This is a genomic window from Streptococcus sp. 20925_1_44, assembly GCF_041432435.1.
GTDB lineage: Bacteria > Bacillota > Bacilli > Lactobacillales > Streptococcaceae > Streptococcus > Streptococcus infantis.
This window is the reverse complement of the sequence record NZ_JAPVZQ010000001.1, coordinates 534,178-560,130: the sequence shown is the minus strand read 5'-3', so window position 1 is coordinate 560,130 and position 25,953 is coordinate 534,178. Positions and strand designations below refer to the sequence as shown.

The 25,953-nt window shown below is 40.0% G+C and carries 24 protein-coding genes, 2 tRNA genes and 4 pseudogenes; 29 read left to right on the top strand and 1 reads right to left on the bottom strand.

Translation table 11 applies throughout. The annotated features are described in order from the left end of the window. The first annotated feature begins 2 nt into the window (after positions 1-2). Positions 3-959 (top strand): ABC transporter permease, encoded by a 957-nt coding sequence (locus O3643_RS02695; protein ID WP_371499651.1) that lies wholly within the window; start codon positions 3-5, stop codon positions 957-959. Positions 960-989: 30 nt separating this feature from the next. Here O3643_RS02695 and plsY read toward each other — a convergent pair whose 3' ends face one another. Beyond that, on the bottom strand, positions 990-1,631 hold the full coding sequence (plsY, locus tag O3643_RS02690) for a glycerol-3-phosphate 1-O-acyltransferase PlsY (protein ID WP_049495867.1): 642 nt from the start codon (positions 1,629-1,631) through the stop codon (positions 990-992). A gap of 216 nt (positions 1,632-1,847) precedes the next feature. On the opposite strand from plsY, the gene O3643_RS02685 reads away from it, so the two are divergent. From O3643_RS02685 to sufU, 28 genes and pseudogenes are all read left to right on the top strand, one after another. Beyond that, the gene (locus O3643_RS02685; protein ID WP_006155687.1) at positions 1,848-2,489 is read left to right on the top strand and encodes an amino acid ABC transporter permease; all 642 of its coding nucleotides are present in this window, start codon (positions 1,848-1,850) and stop codon (positions 2,487-2,489) included. A gap of 11 nt (positions 2,490-2,500) precedes the next feature. Next, positions 2,501-3,130: an amino acid ABC transporter ATP-binding protein gene (locus O3643_RS02680; RefSeq protein ID WP_371499648.1), complete on the top strand. Its 630-nt coding sequence runs from the start codon at positions 2,501-2,503 to the stop codon at positions 3,128-3,130. 9 nt (positions 3,131-3,139) lie between these two features. Further along, the gene (locus O3643_RS02675; protein ID WP_371499646.1) at positions 3,140-3,982 is read left to right on the top strand and encodes an amino acid ABC transporter substrate-binding protein; all 843 of its coding nucleotides are present in this window, start codon (positions 3,140-3,142) and stop codon (positions 3,980-3,982) included. A gap of 147 nt (positions 3,983-4,129) precedes the next feature. Next, a complete protein-coding gene (gene parE / locus O3643_RS02670; protein ID WP_371499644.1) occupies positions 4,130-6,073 on the top strand; it encodes a DNA topoisomerase IV subunit B in 1,944 nt (647 codons plus the stop codon). Positions 6,074-6,346: 273 nt separating this feature from the next. Then, a pseudogene (locus tag O3643_RS02665) lies at positions 6,347-6,445 on the top strand (YkvA family protein); the annotation flags it as partial. 119 nt (positions 6,446-6,564) lie between these two features. Next, complete coding sequence (locus O3643_RS02660) at positions 6,565-7,107, top strand: hypothetical protein (RefSeq protein WP_371499642.1); 543 nt, start codon at positions 6,565-6,567, stop codon at positions 7,105-7,107. Beyond that, positions 7,097-7,603, top strand: a pseudogene (locus O3643_RS02655) (aminoglycoside 6-adenylyltransferase); the annotation flags it as partial. The gene O3643_RS02660 and the pseudogene O3643_RS02655, both read left to right, overlap by 11 nt. Then, a pseudogene (locus O3643_RS02650) lies at positions 7,596-7,823 on the top strand (hypothetical protein); the annotation flags it as partial. The pseudogenes O3643_RS02655 and O3643_RS02650, both read left to right, overlap by 8 nt. A 63-nt stretch (positions 7,824-7,886) precedes the next feature. Beyond that, positions 7,887-8,261, top strand: coding sequence for a GNAT family N-acetyltransferase (locus O3643_RS02645; RefSeq protein WP_254724074.1), 375 nt, complete (start codon positions 7,887-7,889; stop codon positions 8,259-8,261). Positions 8,262-8,327: 66 nt separating this feature from the next. Then, positions 8,328-8,545 (top strand): annotated as a pseudogene (locus tag O3643_RS02640) (GNAT family N-acetyltransferase); the annotation flags it as partial. 16 nt (positions 8,546-8,561) lie between these two features. Further along, positions 8,562-9,410: an aminoglycoside 6-adenylyltransferase gene (locus O3643_RS02635; RefSeq protein WP_371499712.1), complete on the top strand. Its 849-nt coding sequence runs from the start codon at positions 8,562-8,564 to the stop codon at positions 9,408-9,410. A gap of 296 nt (positions 9,411-9,706) precedes the next feature. Next, positions 9,707-12,184: a DNA topoisomerase IV subunit A gene (gene parC, locus O3643_RS02630; protein ID WP_371499639.1), complete on the top strand. Its 2,478-nt coding sequence runs from the start codon at positions 9,707-9,709 to the stop codon at positions 12,182-12,184. A 129-nt stretch (positions 12,185-12,313) separates the two neighbouring features. Next, on the top strand, positions 12,314-13,336 hold the full coding sequence (locus tag O3643_RS02625) for a branched-chain amino acid aminotransferase (RefSeq protein ID WP_371499637.1): 1,023 nt from the start codon (positions 12,314-12,316) through the stop codon (positions 13,334-13,336). A 21-nt stretch (positions 13,337-13,357) separates the two neighbouring features. Next, complete coding sequence (locus tag O3643_RS02620; protein WP_371499635.1) at positions 13,358-15,325, top strand: peptide ABC transporter substrate-binding protein; 1,968 nt, start codon at positions 13,358-13,360, stop codon at positions 15,323-15,325. Between the two features lie 34 nt (positions 15,326-15,359). Beyond that, positions 15,360-16,049 carry a DUF969 domain-containing protein gene (locus tag O3643_RS02615; protein WP_371499633.1) on the top strand — a complete coding sequence of 230 codons (690 nt, stop codon included), beginning with the start codon at positions 15,360-15,362 and terminating at the stop codon, positions 16,047-16,049. Continuing rightward, complete coding sequence (locus O3643_RS02610; RefSeq protein WP_371499631.1) at positions 16,046-16,969, top strand: DUF979 domain-containing protein; 924 nt, start codon at positions 16,046-16,048, stop codon at positions 16,967-16,969. Before O3643_RS02615 ends, O3643_RS02610 begins: the two co-directional genes overlap by 4 nt. A 13-nt stretch (positions 16,970-16,982) precedes the next feature. Beyond that, positions 16,983-17,627 (top strand): pyroglutamyl-peptidase I, encoded by a 645-nt coding sequence (gene pcp, locus O3643_RS02605; RefSeq protein ID WP_371499629.1) that lies wholly within the window; start codon positions 16,983-16,985, stop codon positions 17,625-17,627. Positions 17,628-17,761: 134 nt separating this feature from the next. Further along, positions 17,762-17,992, top strand: coding sequence for a DUF2969 domain-containing protein (locus O3643_RS02600; protein ID WP_314946179.1), 231 nt, complete (start codon positions 17,762-17,764; stop codon positions 17,990-17,992). Positions 17,993-18,041: 49 nt separating this feature from the next. Beyond that, positions 18,042-18,122 (top strand) — tRNA-Tyr (locus O3643_RS02595). 9 nt (positions 18,123-18,131) lie between these two features. Next, positions 18,132-18,203: transfer RNA gene (locus O3643_RS02590), tRNA-Gln, on the top strand. Between the two features lie 159 nt (positions 18,204-18,362). Further along, entirely contained in the window at positions 18,363-19,565 is a 1,203-nt protein-coding gene (gene rpsA / locus O3643_RS02585) for a 30S ribosomal protein S1 (RefSeq protein WP_004253232.1), read from the top strand. 84 nt (positions 19,566-19,649) lie between these two features. Next, a complete protein-coding gene (locus O3643_RS02580) occupies positions 19,650-20,147 on the top strand; it encodes a GAF domain-containing protein (protein ID WP_371499626.1) in 498 nt (165 codons plus the stop codon). Continuing rightward, the gene (gene dnaX / locus O3643_RS02575) at positions 20,147-21,811 is read left to right on the top strand and encodes a DNA polymerase III subunit gamma/tau (RefSeq protein ID WP_371499624.1); all 1,665 of its coding nucleotides are present in this window, start codon (positions 20,147-20,149) and stop codon (positions 21,809-21,811) included. The genes O3643_RS02580 and dnaX overlap by 1 nt, the downstream gene beginning before the upstream one ends. Positions 21,812-21,833: 22 nt before the next feature. Further along, positions 21,834-22,028: a DUF3272 family protein gene (locus O3643_RS02570; RefSeq protein ID WP_006153320.1), complete on the top strand. Its 195-nt coding sequence runs from the start codon at positions 21,834-21,836 to the stop codon at positions 22,026-22,028. 154 nt (positions 22,029-22,182) lie between these two features. After that, positions 22,183-22,953 (top strand): Fe-S cluster assembly ATPase SufC, encoded by a 771-nt coding sequence (gene sufC / locus O3643_RS02565; RefSeq protein ID WP_000114489.1) that lies wholly within the window; start codon positions 22,183-22,185, stop codon positions 22,951-22,953. Between the two features lie 27 nt (positions 22,954-22,980). Then, positions 22,981-24,243, top strand: coding sequence for a Fe-S cluster assembly protein SufD (gene sufD / locus O3643_RS02560; protein WP_371499622.1), 1,263 nt, complete (start codon positions 22,981-22,983; stop codon positions 24,241-24,243). Positions 24,244-24,253: 10 nt separating this feature from the next. Beyond that, the gene (locus O3643_RS02555) at positions 24,254-25,480 is read left to right on the top strand and encodes a cysteine desulfurase (RefSeq protein WP_371499620.1); all 1,227 of its coding nucleotides are present in this window, start codon (positions 24,254-24,256) and stop codon (positions 25,478-25,480) included. Then, positions 25,467-25,907, top strand: coding sequence for a Fe-S cluster assembly sulfur transfer protein SufU (gene sufU, locus O3643_RS02550; protein ID WP_049503779.1), 441 nt, complete (start codon positions 25,467-25,469; stop codon positions 25,905-25,907). The genes O3643_RS02555 and sufU overlap by 14 nt, the downstream gene beginning before the upstream one ends. Positions 25,908-25,953: the final 46 nt, after the last annotated feature.

The window sequence follows — 25,953 nt, the reverse complement described above, 5'->3', positions numbered from 1 at the left end:
GGATGTCGATTACAACAATGTTAACCCTTATGGTTTCTTCGATGTTGATTTATGCAGCACCACTTATTTTCACAAGTATCGGAGGAGTTTTCTCAGAACGTGGTGGAGTTGTTAACGTTGGTCTTGAAGGAATCATGGTCATGGGTGCCTTTTCTGGAGTTGTTTTTAACCTTGAATTTGCTCAAGATTTGGGAGCATTAACTCCTTGGTTAGCTCTTCTAGTTGGTGGATTAGTCGGAGCTATCTTCTCGCTCATTCACTCAGTGGCTACAATTCATTTCCGTGCAGACCATGTCGTCAGTGGTACTGTGCTTAACTTGATGGCGCCAGCTTTGGCAGTTTTCTTGGTGAAGGTGCTTTATAATAAGGGACAAACGGATAACTTAACGCAAACTTTTGGTCGTTTTGACTTCCCGGTATTAGCTAATATCCCTGTTATCGGAGATATCTTCTTCAAGTCAACTAGTCTACTAGGTTACCTAGCAATTGCTTTCTCATTCCTAGCTTGGTTTATCCTCTTTAAGACTCGCTTTGGACTTCGCCTTCGTTCAGTTGGTGAACACCCACAAGCAGCAGATACTTTGGGTATCAATGTCTACAAGATGAGATATCTTGGAGTTGTGATTTCAGGCTTCCTTGGAGGAATCGGTGGAGCTATTTACGCTCAGTCAATCTCCGTCAACTTCTCAGTTACAACTATCGTAGGACCTGGATTCATCGCGCTTGCAGCCATGATCTTCGGTAAATGGAATCCTGTTGGGGCTATGCTTTCTAGTCTTTTCTTTGGGCTATCACAAAGTTTGGCAGTTATCGGTTCTCAACTTCCTTTCTTGCAAGGAGTTCCAGCCGTTTACTTGCAAATCGCACCATATCTCTTGACCATTGTCGTCCTAGCAGCCTTCTTTGGTAAAGCTGTTGCGCCGAAGGCAGATGGTATCAACTATATCAAGTCTAAATAACATAAAAAAACGTCAGTTGAAACTGACGTTTTATTTTTTTGGTTCTTGGTGCGTTAGGTTAAGTCCCCAAGGAATGAGATTTTCAGTTTTATTTTGGATACGTTTGATATTGTCCTTGTGGCGTACAATCACTAGACTTGCAAGACCAATAATAATCACAGTAAAAAGTAGGTCATAACTAGTTAAAATAAATCCAAAGAGAGGAAACAGAAGGACTCCAATAATCGCAGCAATAGCAGCTGAAATACTAGAGAGGGAAATCATACTTCCCAGATAAAGGATTCCAAAGAAAATGACCGCAAGGTAAAGGCAAAAAAGAGGAGCAAAACCAAAAATAACTCCGGCACTGGTTGCAACAGCCTTACCACCCTTAAATTTGGCAAAGATAGGGAAGGTGTGGCCGATGACTGCTAAAAGCCCAAAGACGATTGGTGAAACTCCCTGCACATGGAAGATTAGTGGAAGTAGAGTAGCCAAAGTACCTTTAAAGAAATCAATTACAAAGGTTGCCATTCCAGCTTTTTTGCCTAAGATTCGGAAGGTATTGGTCGTTCCGGTATTACCAGATCCATGTTCTCTTAGATTGATGTTAAAGAATATTTGTCCAATCCACAAGCCTGAAGGAATTGAACCCAATAAATAAGCTAAAATTAATAATACTATTGTCATCATGTTTCTATTATACCATGAATTGGGAGAGAAACGGAACTGAATCTGTTTACTAGCTGTGACATCTGAAACTTTGCCAAAGTTGATAAGTTTTTCATGAGTACTATTTTTATTCAAAAATAAAGGCTAAAGTTTTAAAAATTCATGAAAATTTCTGAAAAACTTGATTTTGTGTTTATTTATGCTATAATAGGAACAATTATTTTTAGGAGGTGGAGTATGTCTTACTTATTTGAGATATTACCTAGTTTATTGAGCGGTGCGACAATGACTTTACAAGTATTTGCACTGGTCTTACTCTTTTCAATTCCTTTAGGTATTTTGGTTGCCTTTTGCTTACAGGTCCATTGGAAACCCCTCCATTACATGATTGATGTTTATATCTGGGTGATGCGTGGGACACCCTTGCTCTTGCAGTTAATCTTTATCTATTATGTTTTGCCAAGTATCGGGATTCGACTTGATCGGGTACCGGCAGCGATTATTGCTTTCACGCTTAATTATGCAGCCTACTTTGCAGAAATATTCCGTGGAGGGATTGCAACCATTCCTCAAGGACAATATGAAGCAGCGAAGGTTTTGAAATTCAAACCTATCGATACCGTCCGCTATATTATCTTGCCACAAGTAACCAAGATTGTTTTACCAAGTGTATTTAACGAGGTTATGAGTTTGGTTAAAGATACTTCTTTGGTCTATGCACTCGGTATTTCAGATTTAATCCTAGCTAGTCGTACTGCAGCCAATCGTGATGCGAGCTTGATTCCAATGTTTCTAGCAGGAGCTATCTATCTTCTCATGATTGGTATTGTTACGATTATAGCTAAGAAACTTGAGAAAAAGTTTAGCTACTATAGATAGGAGGGTTTTCCATGTTAGAGTTAAAAAATATCAGCAAAAAATTTGGAAAAAAAGAAATTTTATCCAATTTCAATTTAACAATTCCTGAAAAGCAGATTTTGGCTATTGTTGGACCTTCTGGTGGTGGGAAGACAACCTTGCTTAGAATGTTAGCTGGACTTGAAACCATTGATTCAGGTGAGATTTTTTATAATGGAGAATCCCTACCTTTGGATGAACTTGAAAAGCGTCACTTGTTAGGTTTTGTTTTTCAAGATTTTCAGCTTTTTCCTCACTTATCCGTTATGGAGAACTTGATTTTATCACCTATCAAGACTATGGGAATGTCTGAAGCAGATGCCAGGAAGAAGGCAGTCGACTTATTAACTCGTCTGGGTCTCGAAGCTCATGCAGATGCCTATCCATTCTCATTATCTGGTGGTCAAAAGCAACGGGTTGCCTTAGCACGCGCTATGATGATAGATCCTGAAGTGATTGGGTATGACGAACCAACTTCAGCCCTTGACCCTGAGTTGCGTCTTGAGGTTGAAAAACTGATTTTACAAAATCGAGAATTAGGCATGACTCAAATTGTTGTGACTCACGATCTCCAGTTTGCAGAGAATATTGCTGACCAGATTCTCAAAGTAGAGCCTAAGTAGGAGGTATCTATGAATCGAAAGAAAATCAGCCTTGTTTTTGTATTCTTTCTGGCTTTTTTCCTGGTAGGATGCACACAAAAGACTAGTGATCCCAAAGTCGATAATTGGGACAAATACCAAGAACAGGGTACAATTACCATCGGGTTTGACAATACCTTTGTTCCCATGGGCTTTGAAGAAAAGAATGGGCAATATGCTGGATTTGACATTGATTTAGCACAGGCTGTTTCTGAGAAACTTGGTTTCAAGGTACAGTTTCAACCCATTGATTGGGACATGAAGGAAACCGAACTTCAAAACGGCACCATTGATGCTATCTGGAATGGATATTCAGCGACTGATGAACGCCGTGAGAAGGTTGCTTTTACCATTCCTTATATGGAGAATCAGCAGGTTCTAGTCTCTAAGAAATCTCAGAATATACAATCAGTGTCTGATATGACAGGCAAGGTTTTGGGTGCCCAGGCAGGATCTTCTGGTTATATAGATTTCGAAGCCCAACCAGAACTCTTAAAAAATATCGTAAAAGATCAAAAAGCCAACCAATATCAGAGTTTTAACGAAGCCTTGATTGACTTGCAAAATGATCGGATTGATGCCCTTTTAATTGACCGTGTTTACGCCAATTATTATCTTGAAACTGAAGGAATTCTAGACCAGTATGAGATTTTTCCTGCTGGTTTTGAGAGTGAGTCTTTTGCAGTTGGTGTGAGACCAGCTGATAAGACCTTGTTAGTAAATTTGAATAAAGCTTTTGTGGACCTTTATCAAGAAGGTAAATTCCAAGAAATAAGCAAGAAATGGTTTGGTGAAGATGTGACTACAAATCAAATTAAAGGAAAAGAAAACTAAGATTTTTATCTTGGTTTCTTTTTTTGGTATAACTAGGTGATGTTTTTGCTAAAAAAGACTTGGGAATAGGTTTTTTAACTAGAAAAATTTTGCAAAATCCCTAGAAAACCTGTAAAATAGAAAAGATGAACAAATAGGAGGTTCCTTGTGTCAAAAAAGGAAATCAATATTAACAATTATAATGATGACGCCATTCAGGTGCTAGAAGGGTTGGATGCGGTCCGAAAACGTCCAGGGATGTATATCGGGTCGACTGACGGTGCTGGTCTCCACCACCTTGTCTGGGAAATCGTCGATAATGCTGTCGATGAGGCCTTGTCTGGATTTGGTGACCGGATCGATGTGACCATTAATAAAGACGGAAGTTTGACAGTTCAAGACCACGGACGTGGAATGCCGACTGGAATGCACGCTATGGGAATTCCAACGGTTGAGGTTATCTTTACCATCCTTCACGCCGGAGGGAAATTCGGTCAGGGTGGTTATAAGACATCAGGAGGTCTCCACGGGGTTGGATCTTCTGTTGTAAACGCCCTATCTAGTTGGCTAGAGGTAGAAATTACTCGTGATGGAACAGTTTATAGACAGCGTTTTGAAAATGGAGGCAAGCCAGTTACCACTCTAGAAAAGGTTGGGACTGCACCTAAGTCAAAAACAGGTACCAAAGTGACCTTCATGCCAGATGCAAGTATCTTTTCTACGACAGACTTTAAGTACAATACTATTTCAGAGCGTCTCAATGAGTCAGCCTTTCTCTTGAAGAACGTAACCTTGTCATTAACGGACAAGCGAACAGATGAAGCAATCGAGTTCCATTATGAGAATGGGGTACAGGACTTTGTTTCTTATCTTAACGAAGACAAGGAAACCTTGACGCCAGTCCTTTACTTTGAAGGGGAAGACAATGGTTTCCAAGTAGAAGTAGCCCTCCAGTACAATGATGGATTTTCAGATAACATCTTGTCCTTTGTCAATAACGTCCGTACCAAAGACGGTGGGACGCATGAGACAGGACTTAAGTCAGCCATCACCAAGGTTATGAATGACTATGCACGTAAGACAGGTCTCCTAAAAGAAAAAGATAAAAATCTTGAAGGTTCAGATTACCGTGAAGGATTGGCGGCCGTTCTTTCTATCTTGGTTCCGGAAGAACATCTTCAGTTTGAAGGACAGACTAAGGACAAACTTGGAAGTCCACTAGCTCGTCCAATCGTTGATAGTATTGTTGCTGAAAAACTGACTTTCTTCCTTATGGAAAATGGGGAACTAGCTTCAAATCTGATTCGTAAAGCTATCAAGGCTCGTGATGCTCGTGAAGCGGCTCGTAAAGCGCGTGATGAGAGCCGAAATGGCAAAAAGAATAAGAAAGACAAGGGATTGCTTTCTGGTAAATTAACGCCAGCCCAGTCTAAAAATCCAGCTAAGAATGAACTCTACCTGGTCGAGGGGGACTCTGCCGGTGGATCTGCCAAACAAGGACGTGATCGTAAGTTCCAGGCTATTTTGCCTCTTCGTGGTAAGGTCATCAATACAGCCAAGGCCAAGATGGCAGATATCCTCAAAAACGAAGAAATCAATACCATGATTTATACCATCGGAGCTGGTGTGGGGGCAGACTTCTCTCTTGAAGATGCCAACTATGACAAGATTATTATCATGACCGATGCGGACACCGATGGTGCCCACATTCAAACCCTTCTCTTAACCTTCTTTTATCGCTACATGCGTCCTTTAGTTGAGGCAGGACATGTCTATATCGCCCTCCCTCCTCTTTACAAGATGTCCAAAGGTAAAGGCAAGAAAGAAGAGGTGGCTTATGCTTGGACAGACGGAGAACTGGAAGAACTCCGTAAGCAGTTTGGCAAAGGAGCCACCCTCCAACGCTACAAGGGGCTTGGTGAAATGAATGCGGACCAACTTTGGGAAACAACCATGAACCCAGAAACTCGTACCCTCATCCGTGTCACGATTGAAGACTTAGCACGCGCAGAACGTCGTGTCAATGTCCTAATGGGTGACAAGGTTGAACCACGTCGTAAGTGGATTGAAGATAATGTCAAGTTTACGCTGGAAGAAGCGACTGTGTTTTAAAAACTATAAAGAAATACAAATGGAGGACAAGATATGTCTGAAAATCTTAGTGAAGAGCAAGTGAAAGAAGCTCTTGAAAGTGGCTATGCGCAATCTGAGGCCTTATTAAACGATAAAGATGAATTAGATGATTTTTTGTATCGTTTGGAGCAAAAAATTAAAGAGATGCCATTGGTTGGTAAGAAATTTACAATGATCCCAGTCATGATTTCTTTAGTGAAAAATTATGTTCAAGGGAAATACACCACGGTTCCTTATGGGACTATTTTAGCTGTTTTAAGCGCACTTATTTATTTCCTTTCCCCAATTGACATTATTCCAGATTTTATTCCGTTAGCAGGCTTCTTGGATGATATGGCTGTTGTAGGACTTTGTATGAATATGGTCAAAACAGATATTGAAGCCTATGATAAATGGCGTCAGTCTCAAGGATTGATCTGAAAAATCGTCTATATTTCTTAATTTTTAGCTCTCCAAAAGAGGTGTAAATCATGATCAGTTTATTGTTTGATACTCCTTTTCTTGTGATAGTCCTGGTACTAGGCGCAGTTACGTATATGATTGCTAAACCAGGAAAACCTGAGAAAATTCGCTTTCTTGAATTCTTACTATTAACTATAGTAACCACAGGTGTCTTTTTATTTGATAATCCTTTTAGGTCTAATCCTTATGCAGGTTTGCTCTTCTATGTTTTTGACTTTTATATTTTCACACCAGTGAGCCTTGCTTTTGGATTCACAGCTATTTATAAGAGCAATAAACATCTCAAACATTATCCTAGTAGTTACTCAAAATTTCTTAAGATAAATGCCTGGTTTTTAGAAATATTTTCAGTTATTAATTTCCTCTTTTTAATGCTGACGGAAGAAATGGGAATTATGTTGCTACTACCACTTTTTGGAATCAGTTCTATTATCCAATTTATAGTCGGAGAACTTGAAAGAAAAAGAGTTCAGAAACTTCTTAAGCAAAGAAATGAAGATGCTGTTATTCAGAACATAGAGACCACTGAGGAAGAACCACATGAGAACTGACCAGGAAATGCTTGAACTGATTTTAGGAACAGCTAAAAAGTTACAAGTTGATGCTGTGGCACTATCTGGTTCACGTACTGATACAAAAGCACCAAAAGATGAGTTTCAGGATTACGACGTAGTCTATGTTGTGGACGACTTAGACACTCTAACGAATGACCTTTCTTGGCTGGACCAGTTCGGTAAACGCGTCATTGAGCAAGAGGTTACTCTTGGACATCGACGTCTCTACCTCATGCTCTTTGAAGATGGCAATCGGATTGATTTAACCCTCTGTCCTAAAGAACACATGCAGGAATGGGTGGATAGTGAGGCAGGCTTCATAGTTTTAGAAGACGAAAAAGGTTTATTTGAAGCGTATCTGCCTAATCCTAAGCGCTACTGGATCGCTCCTCCCTCCGAAGAGGAATTTACAGCATCATGCAATGAATTTTGGTGGGTGTCTGCTTATGTGGTCAAAGGGATATGCCGTAAGCAAGTCATTTATTCGACTGACTGAGCTCAAGGGCAAGGTTCCCAGCCAGAATAAGACCGTCCGCCTCAAGCTGCAGGAAATCTATGATTTCCTTGTGGACTATACTGCCATCGGTGCTTATGCTTATCCCGAAAGAACTCACATGGTCAATTTTCGCGACCCCCTCAACACCATCCGCAGCCGCTATAAAAAAAGCAAGCCACCTAAGAAGGCGAGGGAAGAAGCGACGGAGAGCAACTAGAATATAACTAAATTTGAGTTGAAAAATTGTTAGTGGTCGCATCGGATTTGAAAGGAGTAGAGAATGATAATCAGACCTGCAAGCACAAAAGATTGTCAAGCTATTTATGCCCTTTATCAAAATGAAAAATGGATTTCTTTTACAGAGGAAAAAGTGACATCATTATTTTCAACAAATCTGTCCCATTACTTGGTAGTTGAAGAGAACCAGAAAATCCTTGGTTTTGCCCGCTACTTGACAGATGAAGTGATGACGACCTTTTTAGCTGAAATAGTTATTGATAAATGCCACCGTAGAAAAAGACTGGGGCAGCAGCTGATTGAGGAGATCCACAAAAAATATCCTTTGACACGGATTGAATTAATATCTGAAGCAGATGGATTTTATCGGTCAATAAGTTTTAAGCCTGTTGGTACAGGATTTAGAAAATCTGAATGAAAGGAGACAGCCAATGACGCTTGACAACAAACTGGGTCTGACAGATTCGCTTGAACTAGCCAAGATGGTTATGCGACGGAGGCTGCCCAAGCCTGTCTAGACTTTGCTTTTCAGCAAGCAGGCTTGTCAGAAGTTTACTCTTTTACGTCCTTACTCAATCAACTTTCGCAAAAAGTCATGCAAAACTGAGCATGGAATTTGTCAAAGAATTTGATAATGAAAAAGCTCCAGCAGACAGTCAGCTTTATAGACATGTCCTTTACAGAATCAAGAGTTTCCACTAAAAAGGCAGGTATTCCCATGAGAACTGAAACTGAAATGATGAATCTGATTTTACAAATAGCTGAAAGTTTAAAAGTCGATGCTGTCGCTTTATCTGGTTCACGTACTGATACAAAAGCTCCAAAAGATGAGTTTCAGGATTACGACGTAGTCTATGTTGTGGACGACTTAGACACTCTAACAAGAGATCTTACTTGGTTGCACCAGTTTGGTACACGTAACATTGAGCAACATAATATCCTAGGAAACCGTCGTCTCTACCTCATGCTTTTTGAAGATGGGAATCGCATTGATCTAACCCTCTGTCCTAAAGAACACTTTAACGAGTGGGTAGCTAGCGAAGCTGACTATACAGTTTTAGTAGACGAGAAGGGCTTGTTCGAGTCATATTCTCCAAGTCCAGAGCGTTTTTGGATACATTCAGCTAGTGAGACGGATTTTGAAAAAACTTGTAATGAATTTTGGTGGGTTTCTGCTTACGTGGTCAAAGGAATTTGTCGTAAGCAAGTCATTTATTCGACTGACCATCTCTACGGTATTTGTCAGCAAGAACTCTTGAAAATCTTAGCCTGGCAGGTCGCAAGAGATAGAGGAGTAGTCGACATCGGTAAGAACTACAAGTACCTCTTTAACTACTTGCCTTCTGAGAAGGAGAAGGAATTCTCTGCTCTTCTTGATTTCTCAAGTTTATACAAAATCACTCAGTCTTTATTAGCAACCATGGAATTTTTCCATCAAGAAGCTCAATATCTTGCTCAAAAGATGGGATTTAAGTATGAAAAAGAAGTGGCTGAGAAGATGATGAGATATGCTGAGGAAAAACTTCTAAATCACTTAGAAAATAAAGAACACAATTCAAAACTTTAAACTACAGAGAGGATAGTTTAGTTATATAAAGTAACTGAAATCCTTTTCTATAAAACCTACTCAACATTTTTTGAAAGGAGTTGAACACGCCCTAAATACTGTGTGAAAACTCCTGACGCTTCTTTTAAAACGTATTTTAAACTACAGAAAGGATAGTTTGGTTACTAGAGGTAACTGAACACGGGACTAAGACTTAGGAAAAAAGATAAATCGCCTTGGGTTCATCGAACCCTGCAGCGATTTCCTATTTTTCTACAGAAATTTTCGGCACGCCGAATCGTCCCTTTGTATATTATATGAGTAATATCCAAAATATGTCCTTGGAGGACATCATGGGAGAGCGCTTTGGTCGCTATTCCAAGTACATCATTCAAGACCGGGCTTTGCCAGATATTCGGGATGGATTGAAGCCGGTTCAACGTCGTATTCTTTATTCTATGAATAAAGATGGCAATACTTTTGACAAAAGCTACCGTAAGTCGGCTAAGTCTGTCGGGAACATCATGGGGAATTTCCACCCACACGGGGACTCTTCTATCTATGATGCCATGGTTCGTATGTCTCAGGACTGGAAAAACCGTGAGATTCTAGTTGAAATGCACGGAAACAACGGTTCAATGGACGGAGATCCACCTGCGGCTATGCGTTATACTGAGGCTCGTTTGTCTGAGATTGCTGGTTATCTTCTTCAGGATATCGAGAAAAAGACAGTTCCCTTTGCTTGGAACTTTGACGATACCGAGAAAGAGCCAACTGTCTTACCAGCAGCTTTTCCAAACCTTTTAGTCAATGGTTCGACCGGGATTTCAGCTGGTTATGCCACAGATATTCCACCGCATAATTTGGCAGAGGTTATTGATGCTACGGTTTATATGATTGATCACCCAACTGCTAAGGTTGAAAAGCTCATGGAATTCTTGCCTGGGCCAGACTTTCCTACAGGAGCGATTATCCAAGGCCGTGACGAGATCAAAAAGGCCTATGAAACTGGTAAGGGGCGCGTGGTTGTTCGTTCCAAGACTGAAATTGAGAAACTGAAAGGTGGTAAGGAACAAATCGTTATCACTGAGATTCCTTATGAGATTAATAAGGCTAATTTAGTCAAGAAAATTGATGAAGTCCGTGTCAATAACAAGGTGGCAGGTATTGCTGAGGTTCGAGATGAGTCTGACCGTGACGGTCTTCGCATTGCTATCGAACTCAAGAAAGATGCCAATACCGAGCTTGTTCTCAACTACCTTTTCAAGTATACTGACTTGCAAATCAACTACAACTTCAACATGGTTGCGATTGACAATTTCACCCCTCGTCAGGTTGGAATTGTGCCTATCTTATCGAGCTATATTGCCCACCGTCGTGAGGTCATCTTGGCACGTTCTCGCTTTGACAAGGAAAAGGCTGAAAAACGTCTCCATATCGTGGAAGGTTTGATTCGTGTCATCTCTATTTTAGATGAAGTCATTGCTCTTATCCGTGCTTCTGAGAACAAGGCTGATGCCAAGGAAAACCTCAAGGTCAGTTATGATTTTACTGAAGAGCAGGCTGAAGCTATTGTTACCTTGCAACTATACCGTTTGACCAATACAGACGTAGTTGTCTTGCAGGAAGAAGAAGCAGAACTTCGCGAAAAAATTGCTATGCTAGCGGCTATCATTGGTGACGAACGGACTATGTACAATCTCATGAAAAAAGAACTTCGTGAGGTCAAGAGACAGTTTGCGACACCTCGTTTGAGTTCTTTAGAAGATACAGCAAAAGTGATCGAGATTGATACAGCTAGCCTTATCGCAGAGGAAGATACCTATGTCAGCGTGACGAAGGCTGGCTATATCAAGCGTACTAGCCCTCGCTCTTTCTCAGCTTCAACGTTAGAGGAAATTGGTAAACGGGATGATGACCGATTGCTATTTATCCAATCTGTTAAGACAACTCAACATCTCTTAATCTTTACGACACTAGGAAATGTTATCTACCGTCCTGTCCATGAATTAGCAGATATTCGTTGGAAGGATATCGGGGAGCACTTGAGCCAAACGATTACCAACTTTGAAACCAATGAAGAAGTGCTATACGTTGAAGTTGTGGATCAGTTTGATGATGCGACGACCTACTTTGCAGCGACTCGCCTTGGACAGATCAAGCGTGTCGAACGAAAAGAATTCTCTCCATGGAGAACCTATCGTTCTAAGTCTGTCAAATATGCTAAGTTGAAAGACGAGACTGACCAGATTGTAGCTGTTGCACCAATCAAACTTGATGATGTTTTGTTGATTAGTAAAAATGGATATGCCCTTCGCTTTAATATCGAAGAGGTTCCAGTTGTTGGAGCCAAGGCTGCAGGTGTTAAAGCTATGAATTTGAAAGCAGATGATGAGCTTCAAGCTGCCTTTATCTGCAATACTTCATCCTTCTATCTGTTAACGCAACGTGGAAGCTTGAAACGTGTATCAACAGAGGAAATTCCAGCAACCAGTCGTGCTAAGCGTGGTCTTCAAGTTCTGAGAGAATTGAAGAGTAAACCACATCGCGTCTTCTTGGCCGGTTCTGTCTCAGAACAAGGATTTATCGGAGATCTCTTCAGTACAGAAGTAGAAGATGGCGAACAAACTCTGGTTGTTCAATCAAATAATGGAACGATTTACGAATCAATCCTACAAGATTTGAATCTATCAGAGCGCACAAGTAATGGAAGCTTTATCTCAGATACTATTTCAGACGAGGAAGTTTTCGATGCCTATCTCAAAGAAGTCTTTAAAGAAGAAAAAGATAATTAATAAGAAAATCAGTCCTAGTGACTGATTTTTTATAAATAAAATTTTCAGAAAATTACAAATAATACTTGAATTTTTAGGAGAATAGTGTAGAATAGAACACAAAGCTTGATTAGAATAAAGGAGATTGTCATGACCGTTACGATTGATTGGGAAAATCTCGGTTTTTCCTATATGAAACTACCTTATCGTTATATCGCTTATTTTAAAAATGGACAATGGACTCAGGGAGAATTAACAGAAGATGCAACCTTGCATATCTCAGAATCATCTCCAAGCCTTCACTATGGACAGCAAGCATTTGAAGGATTGAAAGCCTATCGTACAAAGGATGGCAGTATTCAACTCTTCCGTCCAGATGAAAATGCTAAACGACTCCAACGTACCTGTGATCGTCTATTGATGCCCCAAGTTTCAACAGAAATGTTTGTAGAGGCTTGTAAAGCAGTTGTTCGTGCTAATGAAGAATACGTACCACCTTACGGAACTGGTGGAACTCTTTATCTTCGTCCGCTCTTGATTGGTGTTGGAGATATCATTGGGGTAAAACCAGCCGAGGAGTATATTTTTACCATCTTTGCTATGCCAGTTGGAAATTACTTTAAGGGTGGATTGGTTCCAACAAACTTCTTGATTCAAGATGAGTATGACCGTGCTGCACCAAATGGAACAGGAGCTGCCAAGGTCGGTGGTAACTATGCAGCTAGTCTACTGCCTGGAAAAGTGGCTAAATCACGTCATTTCTCAGACGTTATTTATCTAGACCCATCAACCCACACTAAGATTGAAGAAGTTGGTTCAGCAAACTTCTTTGGAATTACAGCTGATAATGAGTTTGTAACCCCATTGAGTCCGTCAATTTTGCCATCGATTACCAAGTATTCATTGCTTTACTTGGCAGAGCATCGTTTAGGCTTGAAGCCTGTCGAGGGAGATGTACCAATTGATAGTCTGGATCGATTTGTAGAAGCAGGTGCCTGTGGAACAGCAGCAGTAATCTCACCTATTGGGGGAATCCAACATGGTGACGACTTCCATGTTTTCTACAGTGAGACAGAGGTTGGTCCAGTGACTCGTAAACTATACGATGAATTGACAGGTATCCAATTTGGTGACATTGAAGCGCCAGATGGTTGGATTGTAAAAGTAGATTAAACATTATTAAAGGAGATCTTTATGAAAAAGAAAAAGTGGATGTTAACAGCAGGAGTTGTCCTGAGTACAGTAGTTCTTCTTGTTGCTTGTGGTAAAGCTGATAAAGAAGCAGATGCGCCTACAACTTTCTCTTATGTCTATGGAGTAGACCCATCATCTTTGGACTACAGTATTGGAACTCGTACTTCAACAACGGATATTATTGGTAACGTTGTTGATGGATTGTTGGAAAACGATGAATATGGAAATTTGGTTCCTTCACTAGCAGAAGACTGGAGTGTCTCACAAGACGGTTTGACTTATACTTATAAACTTCGTAAAGGAGTTAAATGGTACACGTCAGAAGGTGAAGAATACGCTGAAGTAACAGCGCATGACTTTGTTACTGGACTAAAACACGTAGCAGATGGTAAATCAGACGGTGTCACTCTTATTCAAAACTCCATTAAGGGCTTGAATGAATATATGACTGGTGAGACTAATGACTTCTCTACAGTTGGGGTTAAGGCATTGGATGACTACACAGTCCAGTATACTCTTAATGCACCTGAAAGTTTTTGGAATTCGAAAGTAACTTCAGCAACCATGTTGCCGGTAAACGAGGAATTCCTCAAAGCTTCAGGCAAGAACTACGGAGCAGTAAGTCCATCTGGAATTCTTTATAACGGTCCGTATATCCTGAAGACATTGACTTCAAAATCTTTAATCGAATACGAAAAGAACCCAAATTATTGGGATAAAGAGAAGGTTAAAATTGAGAAAGTAAAATTGACCTACTATGATGGTTCAGACCAAGAATCATTAATCCGTAGCTTCTCTTCAGGTGTTTATACAACAGCTCGTATCTTCCCAAGTAGCTCAAACTTTGCTTCTACATTGGAACAATACGGAGATAAAATCACATACAGTCCACAGGATTCAACTAGTTATTACTTTACCTTTAACGTAAACCGTCAATCTTACAATAAGACTGCGAAAACAAGTGAAGAACAGAAAACTTCTACAAAAGAAGCGATGTTGAACAAGGACTTCCGTCAAGCAATCAACTTTGCCTTCAACCGTCATTCATATGCTGCACAACTCAATGGTGAAGGTGGTGCGGACAAGATCATTCGTAACAGTCTAGTTCCAGATAACTTTGTACAATCTGGTGGTAAAAACTTTGGTGATATCGCTCAAAAAGAATTGGTCAACTATGGAGACCAATGGAAAGGCGTTGAGCTTGTAGACGGAAAAGATACCATCTACAATCCAGACAAAGCCAAAGCTTCATTCGAAAAAGCTAAGAAAGAATTGGAAGCAAAAGGTGTAACCTTCCCAATTCATTTGGATGTTCCGGTTGAACAAACAGATACCATTGCCGTTCAACAAAGCAATTCCTTTAAACAATCAATCGAATCAACACTTGGTTCTGAAAATGTCGTGATTGATGTCCTTCAGATGACCGATAATGAAAAGGAAAGCATTACATCGCAGGCGCGTGTTCCAGCTCAAAAAGACTATGACTTGAACAGTACTGGATGGGCTCCAAGCTACCAAGACCCAGCAAGTTATCTTAATATCATGGATCCTAAGACTGGTTCTGCTATGAAACACCTTGGTATTACGAAAGGTAAAGACAAGGAAGTAGTAGCTCAACTTGGTCTGGACGAATATAAGAAACTCTTGGATGATGCAGTTTCTGAGACAAACGATTTGGACAAGAGATATGAAAAATATGCTAAAGCGCAAGCATGGCTCACCGATAGCTCTCTCTTGATGCCAACCGCTTCATCAGGTGGTTCACCAGTTGTCAGCAACGTTGTTCCTTTCTCTAAACCATACTCACAAGTAGGTATTAAGGGTGATCCATATATCTTCAAGGGAATGAAATTGCAAAAAGAAATTGTATCTGCTAAAGAATATCAAGCAGCTCTTGAAAAATGGCAAAAAGAAAAATTGGAATCAAACAGTAAATACCAAAAAGAACTAGAAAGTCATGTCAAATAAAACAGACTAGTATTTTTGGAATAAAGGGGCCTATATGGAATGGATTAAACTAATAGGGATAGTCATCATTGTAGTTGGTTTTATCTATAAATTAGATACCATCGCAACGGTAGTCTTAGCTAGTTTAGTTACAGCTCTAGTTTCTGGAGTTTCTCTTGTTGAGTTCTTGGAAATTTTAGGAAGAGAATTTAGTAATCAACGAGTTCTTACGATTTTTATGGTAACCTTGCCCTTGGTTGGTTTATCTGAAACTTTTGGCCTCAAGCAACGTTCGATTGACTTGATTCAAAAGATTAAAGGACTGACCGTAGGAAGTTTTTATACAATTTATTTCTTTTTTCGGGAACTCGACGGGTTCTTTGCCATTCGTCTAGGAGGGCAGCCGCAGTTTGTAAGGCCTCTGGTTCAACCCATGGGACAAGCAGCGGCAGAGTCACAATTAGGTAGAAAATTAACGGAGCAGGAAAGCGAAGCGCTAAAAGCGCGTGCAGCAGCAAATGATAATTTTGCAAATTTCTTTGCTCAGAACACTTTCGTTGGTGCAGGTGGTGTCCTCTTGGTGGGGGGCACTCTGGACCAATTAGGTTACGAAAGTAATTATGCAGGGATCGCTTCGGCTTCTCTTATTGTTGCAGGAGTTGCCTTGCTTGTGGTAGGGCTGTACAATTACTTATTTGATAGAAAATTGCTAGCGAATAAGCTTAGTAAAGGAAAAGAAGAATGACCAATCTAGCAAGACAGTTATTAGAGTTAACCTATATTGTGATTGGTTGTCAATTTCTTCACACGGCCTACTGTAGCTATAAAGACAAAACAAACCCAGTTCGATATGGAACAGCTGGGTTTTGGGCTTTATTGGGAATCAGTTTTATTGGAGGTTCCTATCTACCATCTATCTGTATTGGAATTATCGTAGTGCTCTTAGCCCTACTAACACTCTTTAAACAGGTTCGTATCGGAACCTTGCCGTCTCTGGATGAAGTCAAGGCAAACTTTGAAGCTAAACGACTAAAGAATAAAATTTTTATTCCGGTTATGCTGATGGCTTTGATTGCTTTAGTATTAGCAAAAATGATCCCTGAGTTTAGTAAGATTGCTATCAGCCTTGCAGCATTTTTTGCAACCATCTCTCTTTTATTGATTACTAAGAGTTCTCCTAAAAGCTTGCTGGCAGAAAATAATCGTATGGTTCAGCAAGTATCAACTAGTGGGATTGTTCCCCAACTTTTAGGAGCTTTGGGGGCTATTTTTACTGTAGCTGGAGTTGGGGATTTAATGTCACATCTGATAAGTGGTTTTGTGCCTTCGGGGAGTCGGTTGATGGGTGTAGTGGCTTATGTGTTGGGAATGGTTCTATTTTCAATGATTATGGGAAATGCCTTTGCGGCCTTTACTGTCATTACTGCTGGAATTGGTGTTCCCTTTGTATTTTCCTTGGGAGCAGATCCAATCATGGCGGGTGCTCTTGCTATGACAGCAGGTTGTTGTGGAACTTTATTAACCCCAATGGCTGCCAATTTCAATACTCTACCTGTAGCCCTTTTGGATATGAAAGATCCAAATGGCGTTATCAAAGCGCAAGTAGGAGTGGCTATTGTCATGATTATCATACATGTATTTCTGATGTACTTTTTGGCATTTTAGTAAAGGAAATAAAATGAAAATATTAGTTACAGGATTTGATCCTTTTGGTGGTGAAAAGGTTAATCCAGCTCTAGAAGCAGTTAAATCATTACCGTCTGAAATCAATGGTGCAGAGCTTCATTGGGCAGTAATCCCAACGGTCTTTTATAAATCAGCAGAGGTTTTAGAAGCAGAAATAAATCGATACCATCCAGATGTTGTGCTTTGCATTGGACAAGCAGGAGGAAGAGCGAGTTTAACTCCTGAGAGAGTTGCTATCAATCAAGATGATGCTAGAATTCCAGATAACCAAGGAAATCAACCGATTGACACTCCAATTCGCCTTGATGGAGAAGCCGCCTATTTTAGCACACTCCCTATCAAAGCAATGGTACAAGCCATAAAAGAAGAAGGGCTACCAGCTTCAGTATCCAATACAGCTGGAACCTTTGTTTGCAATCATCTGATGTATCAGGCTCTCTATTTAGCGGATAAGAAATTTCCACATATGAGAGCAGGATTTATGCATATTCCCTATATGACAGAACAAGTGGTAAATAAGCCTAATACTGCATCCATGTGCTTAAGAGATATTGTCCGAGGTATCGAAGCTGCGATTGTTGCTATTGTGGACCATAAAGATAAAGATTTGAAGTTGGTCGGAGGGACGACTCACTAATAATTCAAATTTCAAATTAGAAAATTCCTAATTTTATTCATTAAACTCTCTATCAAGATTAGCTTGATAGAGAGTTTTTTCTTGCTAGATTAGGGAATTTCTTGTAAAATAGAAAAAGTGAAAAGAGGTATGGTATGAGTAAAAAAGATAAAAAAATTGAGATTCAATTATCAGATGCTAAAGTAGCAGTTGGAAAAGATAAGTACGATGGGTATACTTTAATGATTGGTAAAAAGTTAATCGGTGAAATTGCCGAACTAGATGACCAATTTGCAATCATAAAGAATGGAAATGTCGATAGTTTTTACAAAAATCTTGAAAAAGCTGTGGAAATATTGATTGAGAACTATAATTTAGCAAAATAATGCTTGTTTTTTGCAAATTTTCATGATATAATAGTTTTCGTTGATTGTCGGAGAGATAGCGAAGAGGCTAAACGCGGCGGACTGTAAATCCGCTCCTTCGGGTTCGGGGGTTCGAATCCCTCTCTCTCCATATCATCAATGGGGTATAGCCAAGCGGTAAGGCAAGGGACTTTGACTCCCTCATGCGTTGGTTCGAATCCAGCTACCCCAGTTCTTAGGTAATAAATTCAAGATAAAAAGAAAAATATCTTAGGGTATTTTATTTTTATAATTGAAGGACGTTCGAGATGTTCATGTCGTTGCGGGTGCTTAGGAAAAAAATTATAAGTATGTCAAGTTAAAAAGACTTGATTGTTGGAGGATTTTTTAGATGAATGAATTTGAAGATTTGCTAAATAGCGTTAGCCAAGTTGAACCTGGTGATGTTGTTAGTGCTGAAGTATTGACAGTTGATGCTAATCAAGCTAACGTTGCAATCTCTGGAACTGGTGTTGAAGGTGTCTTGACTCTTCGCGAATTGACAAACGATCGCGATGCAGATATCAATGACTTTGTAAAAGTAGGTGAAGTATTTGATGTTCTTGTACTTCGTCAAGTAGTTGGTAAAGATACTGATACAGTAACATACCTTGTATCTAAAAAACGCCTTGAAGCTCGCAAAGCATGGGACAAACTTGTAGGACGCGAAGAAGAAGTTGTTACAGTTAAAGGAACTCGCGCTGTTAAAGGTGGACTTTCAGTAGAATTTGAAGGTTTGCGTGGATTTATCCCAGCTTCAATGTTGGATACTCGTTTCGTACGTAACACTGAGCGTTTTGTAGGTCAAGAATTTGAAGCTAAAATCAAAGAAGTTGACCCTAAAGAAAACCGCTTCATCCTTTCACGTCGTGAAGTTGTAGAAGCAGCTACTGCAGCAGCTCGTGCAGAAGTTTTCGGTAAATTGGCTGCTGGTGATGTAGTAACTGGTAAAGTTGCTCGTATCACAAGCTTCGGTGCTTTCATCGACCTTGGTGGTGTTGACGGATTGGTTCACTTGACTGAATTGTCACACGAACGTAACGTTTCACCAAAATCAGTTGTAACTGTTGGTGAAGAAGTAGAAGTGAAAATCCTTGACCTTAACGAAGAAGAAGGACGTGTATCACTTTCACTTAAAGCAACAACACCTGGACCATGGGATGGCGTTGAGCAAAAATTGGCTAAAGGTGACGTTGTAGAAGGTACAGTTAAACGTTTGACTGACTTCGGTGCATTTGTTGAAGTATTGCCAGGTATCGATGGACTTGTTCACGTATCACAAATTTCACACAAACGTATTGAAAATCCAAAAGAAGCTCTTACAGTTGGTCAAGAAGTTACTGTTAAAGTTCTTGATGTTAATGCTGATGCAGAACGTGTATCACTTTCTATCAAAGCTCTTGAAGAACGTCCAGCTCAAGAAGAAGGACAAAACGAAGAAAAACGTGCTCCACGTCCACGTCGTCCAAAACGTCAAGAAAAACGTGACTTTGAACTTCCTGAAACTCAAACAGGATTCTCAATGGCTGACTTGTTCGGAGACATCGAACTTTAATCAATCAGAACTAATTATAAATCCTTTGTTGTAAAACAAGGGATTTTTCTTTTTTCAACTAGTATTTTTTGATATAATGGATTTATGTTACATTCCGAAAAAGAATCAATTTACCAAATTGTAAATGAACAACTCTCTAGTCTTTTAGAAGGTGAGACCAATGTGTTGGCTAATCTATCAAATGCCAGTGCTCTCTTAAAAATGAACTTTCCTCGTACTGTCTTTGCAGGTTTCTATTTATATGACGGAAATGAACTTATTTTAGGCCCTTTTCAGGGTGGAGTCTCATGTGTTAGAATTGCGCTCGGAAAAGGAGTTTGTGGTGAGTCAGCGGCTAGCTGTCAAACAGTTATCGTTGGTGATGTCAAGACTTATCCAAACTATATTTCTTGTGATAGTAGTGCTCGTAGCGAGATCGTACTTCCAATGGTACAAAATGGACAGCTTTTGGGTGTATTAGATTTGGACTCATCTCATGTTGATGATTATGATGAAATTGATCAACGCTATTTAGAAGAGTTTGTGTCCATTTTACTAGATAAGACAGAATGGAAATTTTCAATGTTTGAGGAGAAGGCATAATGTATCAGGCGCTTTATCGAAAATATAGAAGTCAAAATTTTTCACAGTTAGTGGGCCAGGAAGTTGTTGCTAGAACTCTTAAACAGGCTGTAGAACAGGATAAAATTAGTCACGCCTACCTCTTTTCAGGGCCTCGTGGAACTGGTAAGACTAGTGTGGCTAAGATTTTTGCTAAGGCTATGAACTGCCCTAATCAAGTAGGGGGAGAACCTTGTAATAACTGTTATATCTGTCAAGCTGTTACGGATGGAAGTTTAGAAGACGTTATCGAAATGGATGCTGCTTCTAATAATGGTGTTGATGAAATTCGTGATATTCGTGATAAATCAACCTATGCTCCAAGTATAGCTCAGTATAAGGTTTATATCATTGATGAGGTTCATATGCTTTCGACTGGTGCCTTTAATGCTCTTTTGAAAACACTGGAAGAACCAACTCCAAATGTAGTTTTTATTTTGGCAACGACTGAGCTTCATAAAATTCCTGCAACTATTTTGTCTCGTGTTCAACGATTTGAGTTCAAGTCCATTAAGACTCAGGATATTCGAGATCATATCTTCCAGATTTTAGAAAAAGAAGGGATTGATTACGAAACAGAAGCTGTTGAAATTATTGCTCGACGAGCTGAAGGTGGGATGCGAGATGCCTTGTCAATTCTAGACCAAGCATTAAGCTTAACCCAAGAAGCTACATTGACAACTGCAGTCTCAGAAGAAATCACTGGTACCATTAGTTTAAGTGCTTTGGATCATTACGTAGCTGCTTTAGCTCAGAAGGATGTACCGGGAGCCCTTCAAAATCTTGATCTGATTTTTGAGAATGGAAAGAGCATGACACGTTTTGTAGTCGATTTGCTGCAATATTTACGTGATATCTTAATTGTTCAAGCAGGCGGAGAAAATACACATCATAGTGATGCATTTGAGAGAAACTTAGCTCTTCCGCAGGATGTCTTGTTTGAGATGATTAGTCTTGCTACTAAAAGTCTAGCTGATATTAAGGCTAGCCTACAACCTAAAATTTATGCAGAAATGATGACTATTCGTTTAGCAGAAATTGATTCTCAACCAGAACTTTCAGGTGAGGTGGCTGAGGAATTGTCTTCTCTTCGAGAAGAAGTTGCACGATTGAAACAAGCTCTTGCAAATGTTGGTTCTAATCCCAAACAAACTGTTTCTACACCAAGTCGTCCGACTAACAGTAAATCAATCTATCGTGTAGACCGAAATAAGGTGCAGTCTATTCTTCAAGAAGCAGTAGAAAATCCAGACTTAGCCCGTCAAAACTTAATCCGTCTTCAGAATGCTTGGGGAGAAGTCATTGAAAGCTTATCTGGTCCAGATAAGGCACTCTTAGCTGGTTCTAAACCAGTTGCGGCTAATGAACATCATGCGATTTTGGCTTTTGAATCGAATTTCAATGCTGGTCAAACCATGAAACGAGACAATCTTAATACCATGTTTGGCAATATTCTTAGTCGTGCCGCTGGATTTTCTCCAGAGATTCTTGCTATTTCTATGGAAGAATGGAAGGAAGTTCGAGCTGCATTTTCAAGCAGAGCTAAAGGTTCTCAAGAACAAGTCGTGAAGGAAGAGACTGAAGAGTCCATACTTCCTCAAGGCTTTGAATTTTTAGCAGATAAAGTGACCATAGCTGAAGATTAAAAGGAATTGGTGGTAAAAGACTATGAACAGACAACAATTTATTATCATGGCCTTCTTTACTGCTGCTGAGACTTATTTCTTTAATGAATCCATCATGGAGCAACGGTATATCGTGGCCTTGCTTTGGGCTATTTTGATCCTGAGAAATTTTCGCGTGAGTTATATCATGGGTAAAATTGTGAGCGCTATAGATGATCATTTTCAAGGGAAGAAGTAGCTCCTAGCTTCTAGACAAAATCAAAGCCTTTTAGGCTTTTTTTTGTTATACTATTAAGGTATATTTATTGACATTTTACTGTGTTTTTCTAGGGATTTAAAAAGGTTAAATTTCAGGTAAATACAGTAAAAAGGATGAAAAGAAAGGAACAATCATGTCAGTATTAGAGATCAAAGATCTTCACGTTGAAATTGAAGGAAAAGAAATTTTAAAAGGGGTCAATCTGACTCTTAAAACAGGAGAAATTGCAGCTATCATGGGACCAAATGGTACCGGTAAGTCTACTCTTTCAGCTGCTATTATGGGGAACCCAAACTATGAAGTCACTAAAGGTGAAGTCTTGTTTGACGGTGTAAACATCCTTGAATTGGAAGTGGATGAGCGTGCGCGTATGGGACTTTTCCTTGCCATGCAATATCCGTCAGAAATTCCTGGGATTACCAATGCTGAGTTTCTTCGTGCAGCTATGAATGCTGGTAAAGAAGATGATGAGAAGATTTCAGTTCGTGAATTTATCACTAAGTTAGACGAAAAAATGGAATTGCTCAACATGAAAGAAGAAATGGCAGAGCGTTACCTCAACGAAGGTTTCTCAGGTGGTGAGAAAAAACGTAACGAAATTCTTCAACTCTTGATGTTGGAACCAACTTTTGCCCTCTTAGATGAGATTGACTCTGGTCTTGATATTGATGCCCTTAAAGTTGTCTCTAAAGGTGTGAATGCTATGCGTGGTGAAGGTTTTGGTGCTATGATCATTACTCACTATCAACGTCTTTTGAACTATATCACACCAGATGTGGTACACGTTATGATGGAAGGTCGTGTTGTTCTTTCTGGTGGTCCAGAATTGGCTGCACGCTTGGAACGTGAAGGATACGCGAAACTAGCTGAAGAACTTGGCTATGACTACAAGGAAGAATTGTAATTCCCTCGTATCTTTTAGGAGAAGTAAATGACTAAAGAAACTATTAAACTTTTTTCAGAAATGCACGCTGAACCAAGCTGGTTATCAGACCTCCGTAAAAAAGCTTTTGATAAGATTGAAAGTTTGGAATTGCCAGTCATTGAGCGTGTAAAATTTCAACGTTGGAATCTTGGTGATGGTACCATCACAGAAAGTGAACCATCAGCAAATGTTCCTGATTTCACTGCTTTAGATAATCACTTGAAATTGGTACAGGTTGGAACTCAAACTGTTTTCGAACAAATTCCAGTTGAGTTGGCTGAACAAGGAGTGGTCTTTACAGACTTCCATTCGGCTTTAGAAGAAATTCCAGAACTCGTAGAAGAATTTTTCATGTCATCAGTAAAATACGACGATGACAAATTGGCAGCCTACCACACAGCTTACTTTAATAGTGGCGCTGTTCTCTATATTCCAGACAATGTAGAAATCACAGAACCAATCGAAGGAATTTTCTACCAAGATAGTGATAGTGATGTGCCATTCAACAAGCATATTCTGATTATTGCTGGTAAAAACTCTAAAATCAGCTACCTCGAACGTTTAGAGTCACGCGGTGAAGGAAGTGCCAAAGCAACTGCAAATATCACAGTTGAAGTGATTGCACGTTCTGGTGCGCAAGTGAAATTTGCGGCTATTGACCGTCTAGGTGAAAACGTCACTGCCTACATTAGCCGTCGAGGTAAATTAGGCAACGATGCAAGTATTGACTGGGCAATCGGTGTCATGAACGAAGGGAACGTCGTTGCAGACTTTGATAGCGACTTGATTGGAAATGGTAGCCATGCAGACCTTAAGGTCGTAGCACTTTCAAGCGGTCGTCAGGTACAAGGGATTGATACTCGAGTAACTAACTATGGTTGCAACTCTATCGGAAATATACTCCAACATGGGGTTATCCTTGAAAAAGCAACTTTGACTTTCAATGGTATTGGCCACATTATTAAGGGTGCTAAGGGAGCAGATGCCCAACAAGAAAGCCGTGTTCTCATGCTTTCAGATCAGGCTCGTTCAGACGCCAACCCAATTCTTTTGATTGATGAAAATGATGTCACTGCAGGTCACGCGGCTTCTATTGGTCAAGTTGATCCAGAAGACATGTATTACCTCATGAGCCGTGGACTGGACAAAGCCACTGCAGAACGTTTGGTTGTTCGTGGATTCCTTGGATCAGTAATCGTTGAGATTCCAGTCAAAGAAGTTCGTGATGAAATGATTGCGACGATCGAAGAAAAATTGTCAAAACGCTAAGGGGAAGCCTATGTTAGATGAAGAAGTGATTCGCAAGGATTTTCCAATTTTAGATCAGATTGTTAATGACGAACCTCTGGTTTATTTGGATAATGCTGCGACGACACAAAAACCACTAGCTGTTCTGGAAGCCATTAACCGCTACTATGAGCAGGATAATGCCAATGTTCACCGGGGGGTTCATACTTTGGCAGAGCGTGCGACAGCATCTTATGAAGCTGCTCGTGAAACCATTCGCAAGTTCATCAACGCAGGTTCGACAAAGGAACTACTCTTTACCAGAGGAACAACGACTAGTCTCAACTGGGTGGCACGTTTCGCTGAGGAAATCTTGACTGAGGGAGATCAGGTCTTGATTTCAGTTATGGAACACCATTCCAATATTATTCCATGGCAGGAAGCTTGCCGAAAGACTGGGGCAGAGCTTGTTTATGTCTATCTCAAAGATGGAGCTCTGGATATGGATGACTTGCGTTCTAAATTGACTGACAAAGTTAAATTTGTTTCACTAGCTCACGCATCAAACGTTCTTGGTGTGGTCAATCCTATCAAAGAAATCACGCAAATGGCTCACCAAGTTGGAGCTATTATGGTGGTGGATGGTGCACAGTCTACACCACATATGAAGATTGATGTCCAGGACTTGGATGTGGACTTCTTTGCCTTTTCAGGTCACAAGATGGCTGGTCCGACTGGTATTGGTGTTCTTTACGGCAAAGAAAAGTATCTTGAGCAAATGTCTCCAGTAGAATTTGGCGGCGAGATGATTGATTTTGTCTACGAGCAATCTGCTAGTTGGAAGGAATTGCCTTGGAAATTCGAGGCTGGAACTCCCAATATGGTAGGAGCTATTGGACTTGCAGCTGCCGTGGATTATCTTGAAAAGATTGGTATGGATGCTATTGAAACCCATGAACAGGAATTGATTGCATACGTCTTTCCAAAATTGCAGGCAATTGAAGGTTTGACCATTTACGGTTCGCAAGATTTGTCACAACGTTCAGGTGTCGTTGCCTTTAACCTTGGCGATCTTCATCCTCATGACCTTGCAACTGCTCTGGATTATGAAGGAGTAGCAGTTCGTGCGGGTCACCATTGTGCGCAACCTTTGCTTCAATATTTGGATGTTCCAGCAACAGCTCGCGCTAGTTTTTATATCTACAACACCAAGGCTGATTGCGACAAGTTGGTAGATGCCCTACAAAAGACAAAGGAGTTTTTCAATGGCACTTTCTAAACTAGATAGCCTTTATATGGCAGTGGTAGCAGACCATTCGAAAAATCCACATCATCAAGGAAAGTTAGAAGATGCAGAGCAAATCAGTCTTAACAATCCAACCTGCGGGGATGTTATCAACCTCTCTGTCAAGTTTGATGCAGATGATCGTTTGGAAGATATCGCTTTTCTAAACTCTGGTTGTACCATCTCAACTGCCTCTGCTAGTATGATGACGGATGCAGTTTTAGGTAAGACCAAGCAAGAAATTTTAGAACTTGCGACCATTTTTTCTGAAATGGTTCAAGGTCAAAAGGATGAGCGTCAAGATCAACTTGGAGATGCAGCTTTCTTATCAGGAGTTGCCAAATTCCCTCAAAGAATCAAATGCGCAACCCTAGCTTGGAATGCCCTTAAAAAAACAATTGAAGACCAAGAAAATAAATAAGACAAGCTTTCTTTGTCTTATAAATCATTAGAAATAAAGAATGAAA

Coding starts and splice junctions, on each gene's coding strand:
- O3643_RS02695 (WP_371499651.1), top strand. CDS start 3: ATGTCGATTACAACAATGTTAACCCTTATGGTTTCTTCGATGTTGATT.
- plsY (WP_049495867.1), bottom strand. CDS start 1,631: ATGATGACAATAGTATTATTAATTTTAGCTTATTTATTGGGTTCAATT.
- O3643_RS02685 (WP_006155687.1), top strand. CDS start 1,848: ATGTCTTACTTATTTGAGATATTACCTAGTTTATTGAGCGGTGCGACA.
- O3643_RS02680 (WP_371499648.1), top strand. CDS start 2,501: ATGTTAGAGTTAAAAAATATCAGCAAAAAATTTGGAAAAAAAGAAATT.
- O3643_RS02675 (WP_371499646.1), top strand. CDS start 3,140: ATGAATCGAAAGAAAATCAGCCTTGTTTTTGTATTCTTTCTGGCTTTT.
- O3643_RS02660 (WP_371499642.1), top strand. CDS start 6,565: ATGATCAGTTTATTGTTTGATACTCCTTTTCTTGTGATAGTCCTGGTA.
- O3643_RS02645 (WP_254724074.1), top strand. CDS start 7,887: ATGATAATCAGACCTGCAAGCACAAAAGATTGTCAAGCTATTTATGCC.
- O3643_RS02635 (WP_371499712.1), top strand. CDS start 8,562: ATGAGAACTGAAACTGAAATGATGAATCTGATTTTACAAATAGCTGAA.
- parC (WP_371499639.1), top strand. CDS start 9,707: ATGAGTAATATCCAAAATATGTCCTTGGAGGACATCATGGGAGAGCGC.
- O3643_RS02625 (WP_371499637.1), top strand. CDS start 12,314: ATGACCGTTACGATTGATTGGGAAAATCTCGGTTTTTCCTATATGAAA.
- O3643_RS02620 (WP_371499635.1), top strand. CDS start 13,358: ATGAAAAAGAAAAAGTGGATGTTAACAGCAGGAGTTGTCCTGAGTACA.
- O3643_RS02615 (WP_371499633.1), top strand. CDS start 15,360: ATGGAATGGATTAAACTAATAGGGATAGTCATCATTGTAGTTGGTTTT.
- O3643_RS02610 (WP_371499631.1), top strand. CDS start 16,046: ATGACCAATCTAGCAAGACAGTTATTAGAGTTAACCTATATTGTGATT.
- pcp (WP_371499629.1), top strand. CDS start 16,983: ATGAAAATATTAGTTACAGGATTTGATCCTTTTGGTGGTGAAAAGGTT.
- O3643_RS02600 (WP_314946179.1), top strand. CDS start 17,762: ATGAGTAAAAAAGATAAAAAAATTGAGATTCAATTATCAGATGCTAAA.
- rpsA (WP_004253232.1), top strand. CDS start 18,363: ATGAATGAATTTGAAGATTTGCTAAATAGCGTTAGCCAAGTTGAACCT.
- O3643_RS02580 (WP_371499626.1), top strand. CDS start 19,650: ATGTTACATTCCGAAAAAGAATCAATTTACCAAATTGTAAATGAACAA.
- dnaX (WP_371499624.1), top strand. CDS start 20,147: ATGTATCAGGCGCTTTATCGAAAATATAGAAGTCAAAATTTTTCACAG.
- O3643_RS02570 (WP_006153320.1), top strand. CDS start 21,834: ATGAACAGACAACAATTTATTATCATGGCCTTCTTTACTGCTGCTGAG.
- sufC (WP_000114489.1), top strand. CDS start 22,183: ATGTCAGTATTAGAGATCAAAGATCTTCACGTTGAAATTGAAGGAAAA.
- sufD (WP_371499622.1), top strand. CDS start 22,981: ATGACTAAAGAAACTATTAAACTTTTTTCAGAAATGCACGCTGAACCA.
- O3643_RS02555 (WP_371499620.1), top strand. CDS start 24,254: ATGTTAGATGAAGAAGTGATTCGCAAGGATTTTCCAATTTTAGATCAG.
- sufU (WP_049503779.1), top strand. CDS start 25,467: ATGGCACTTTCTAAACTAGATAGCCTTTATATGGCAGTGGTAGCAGAC.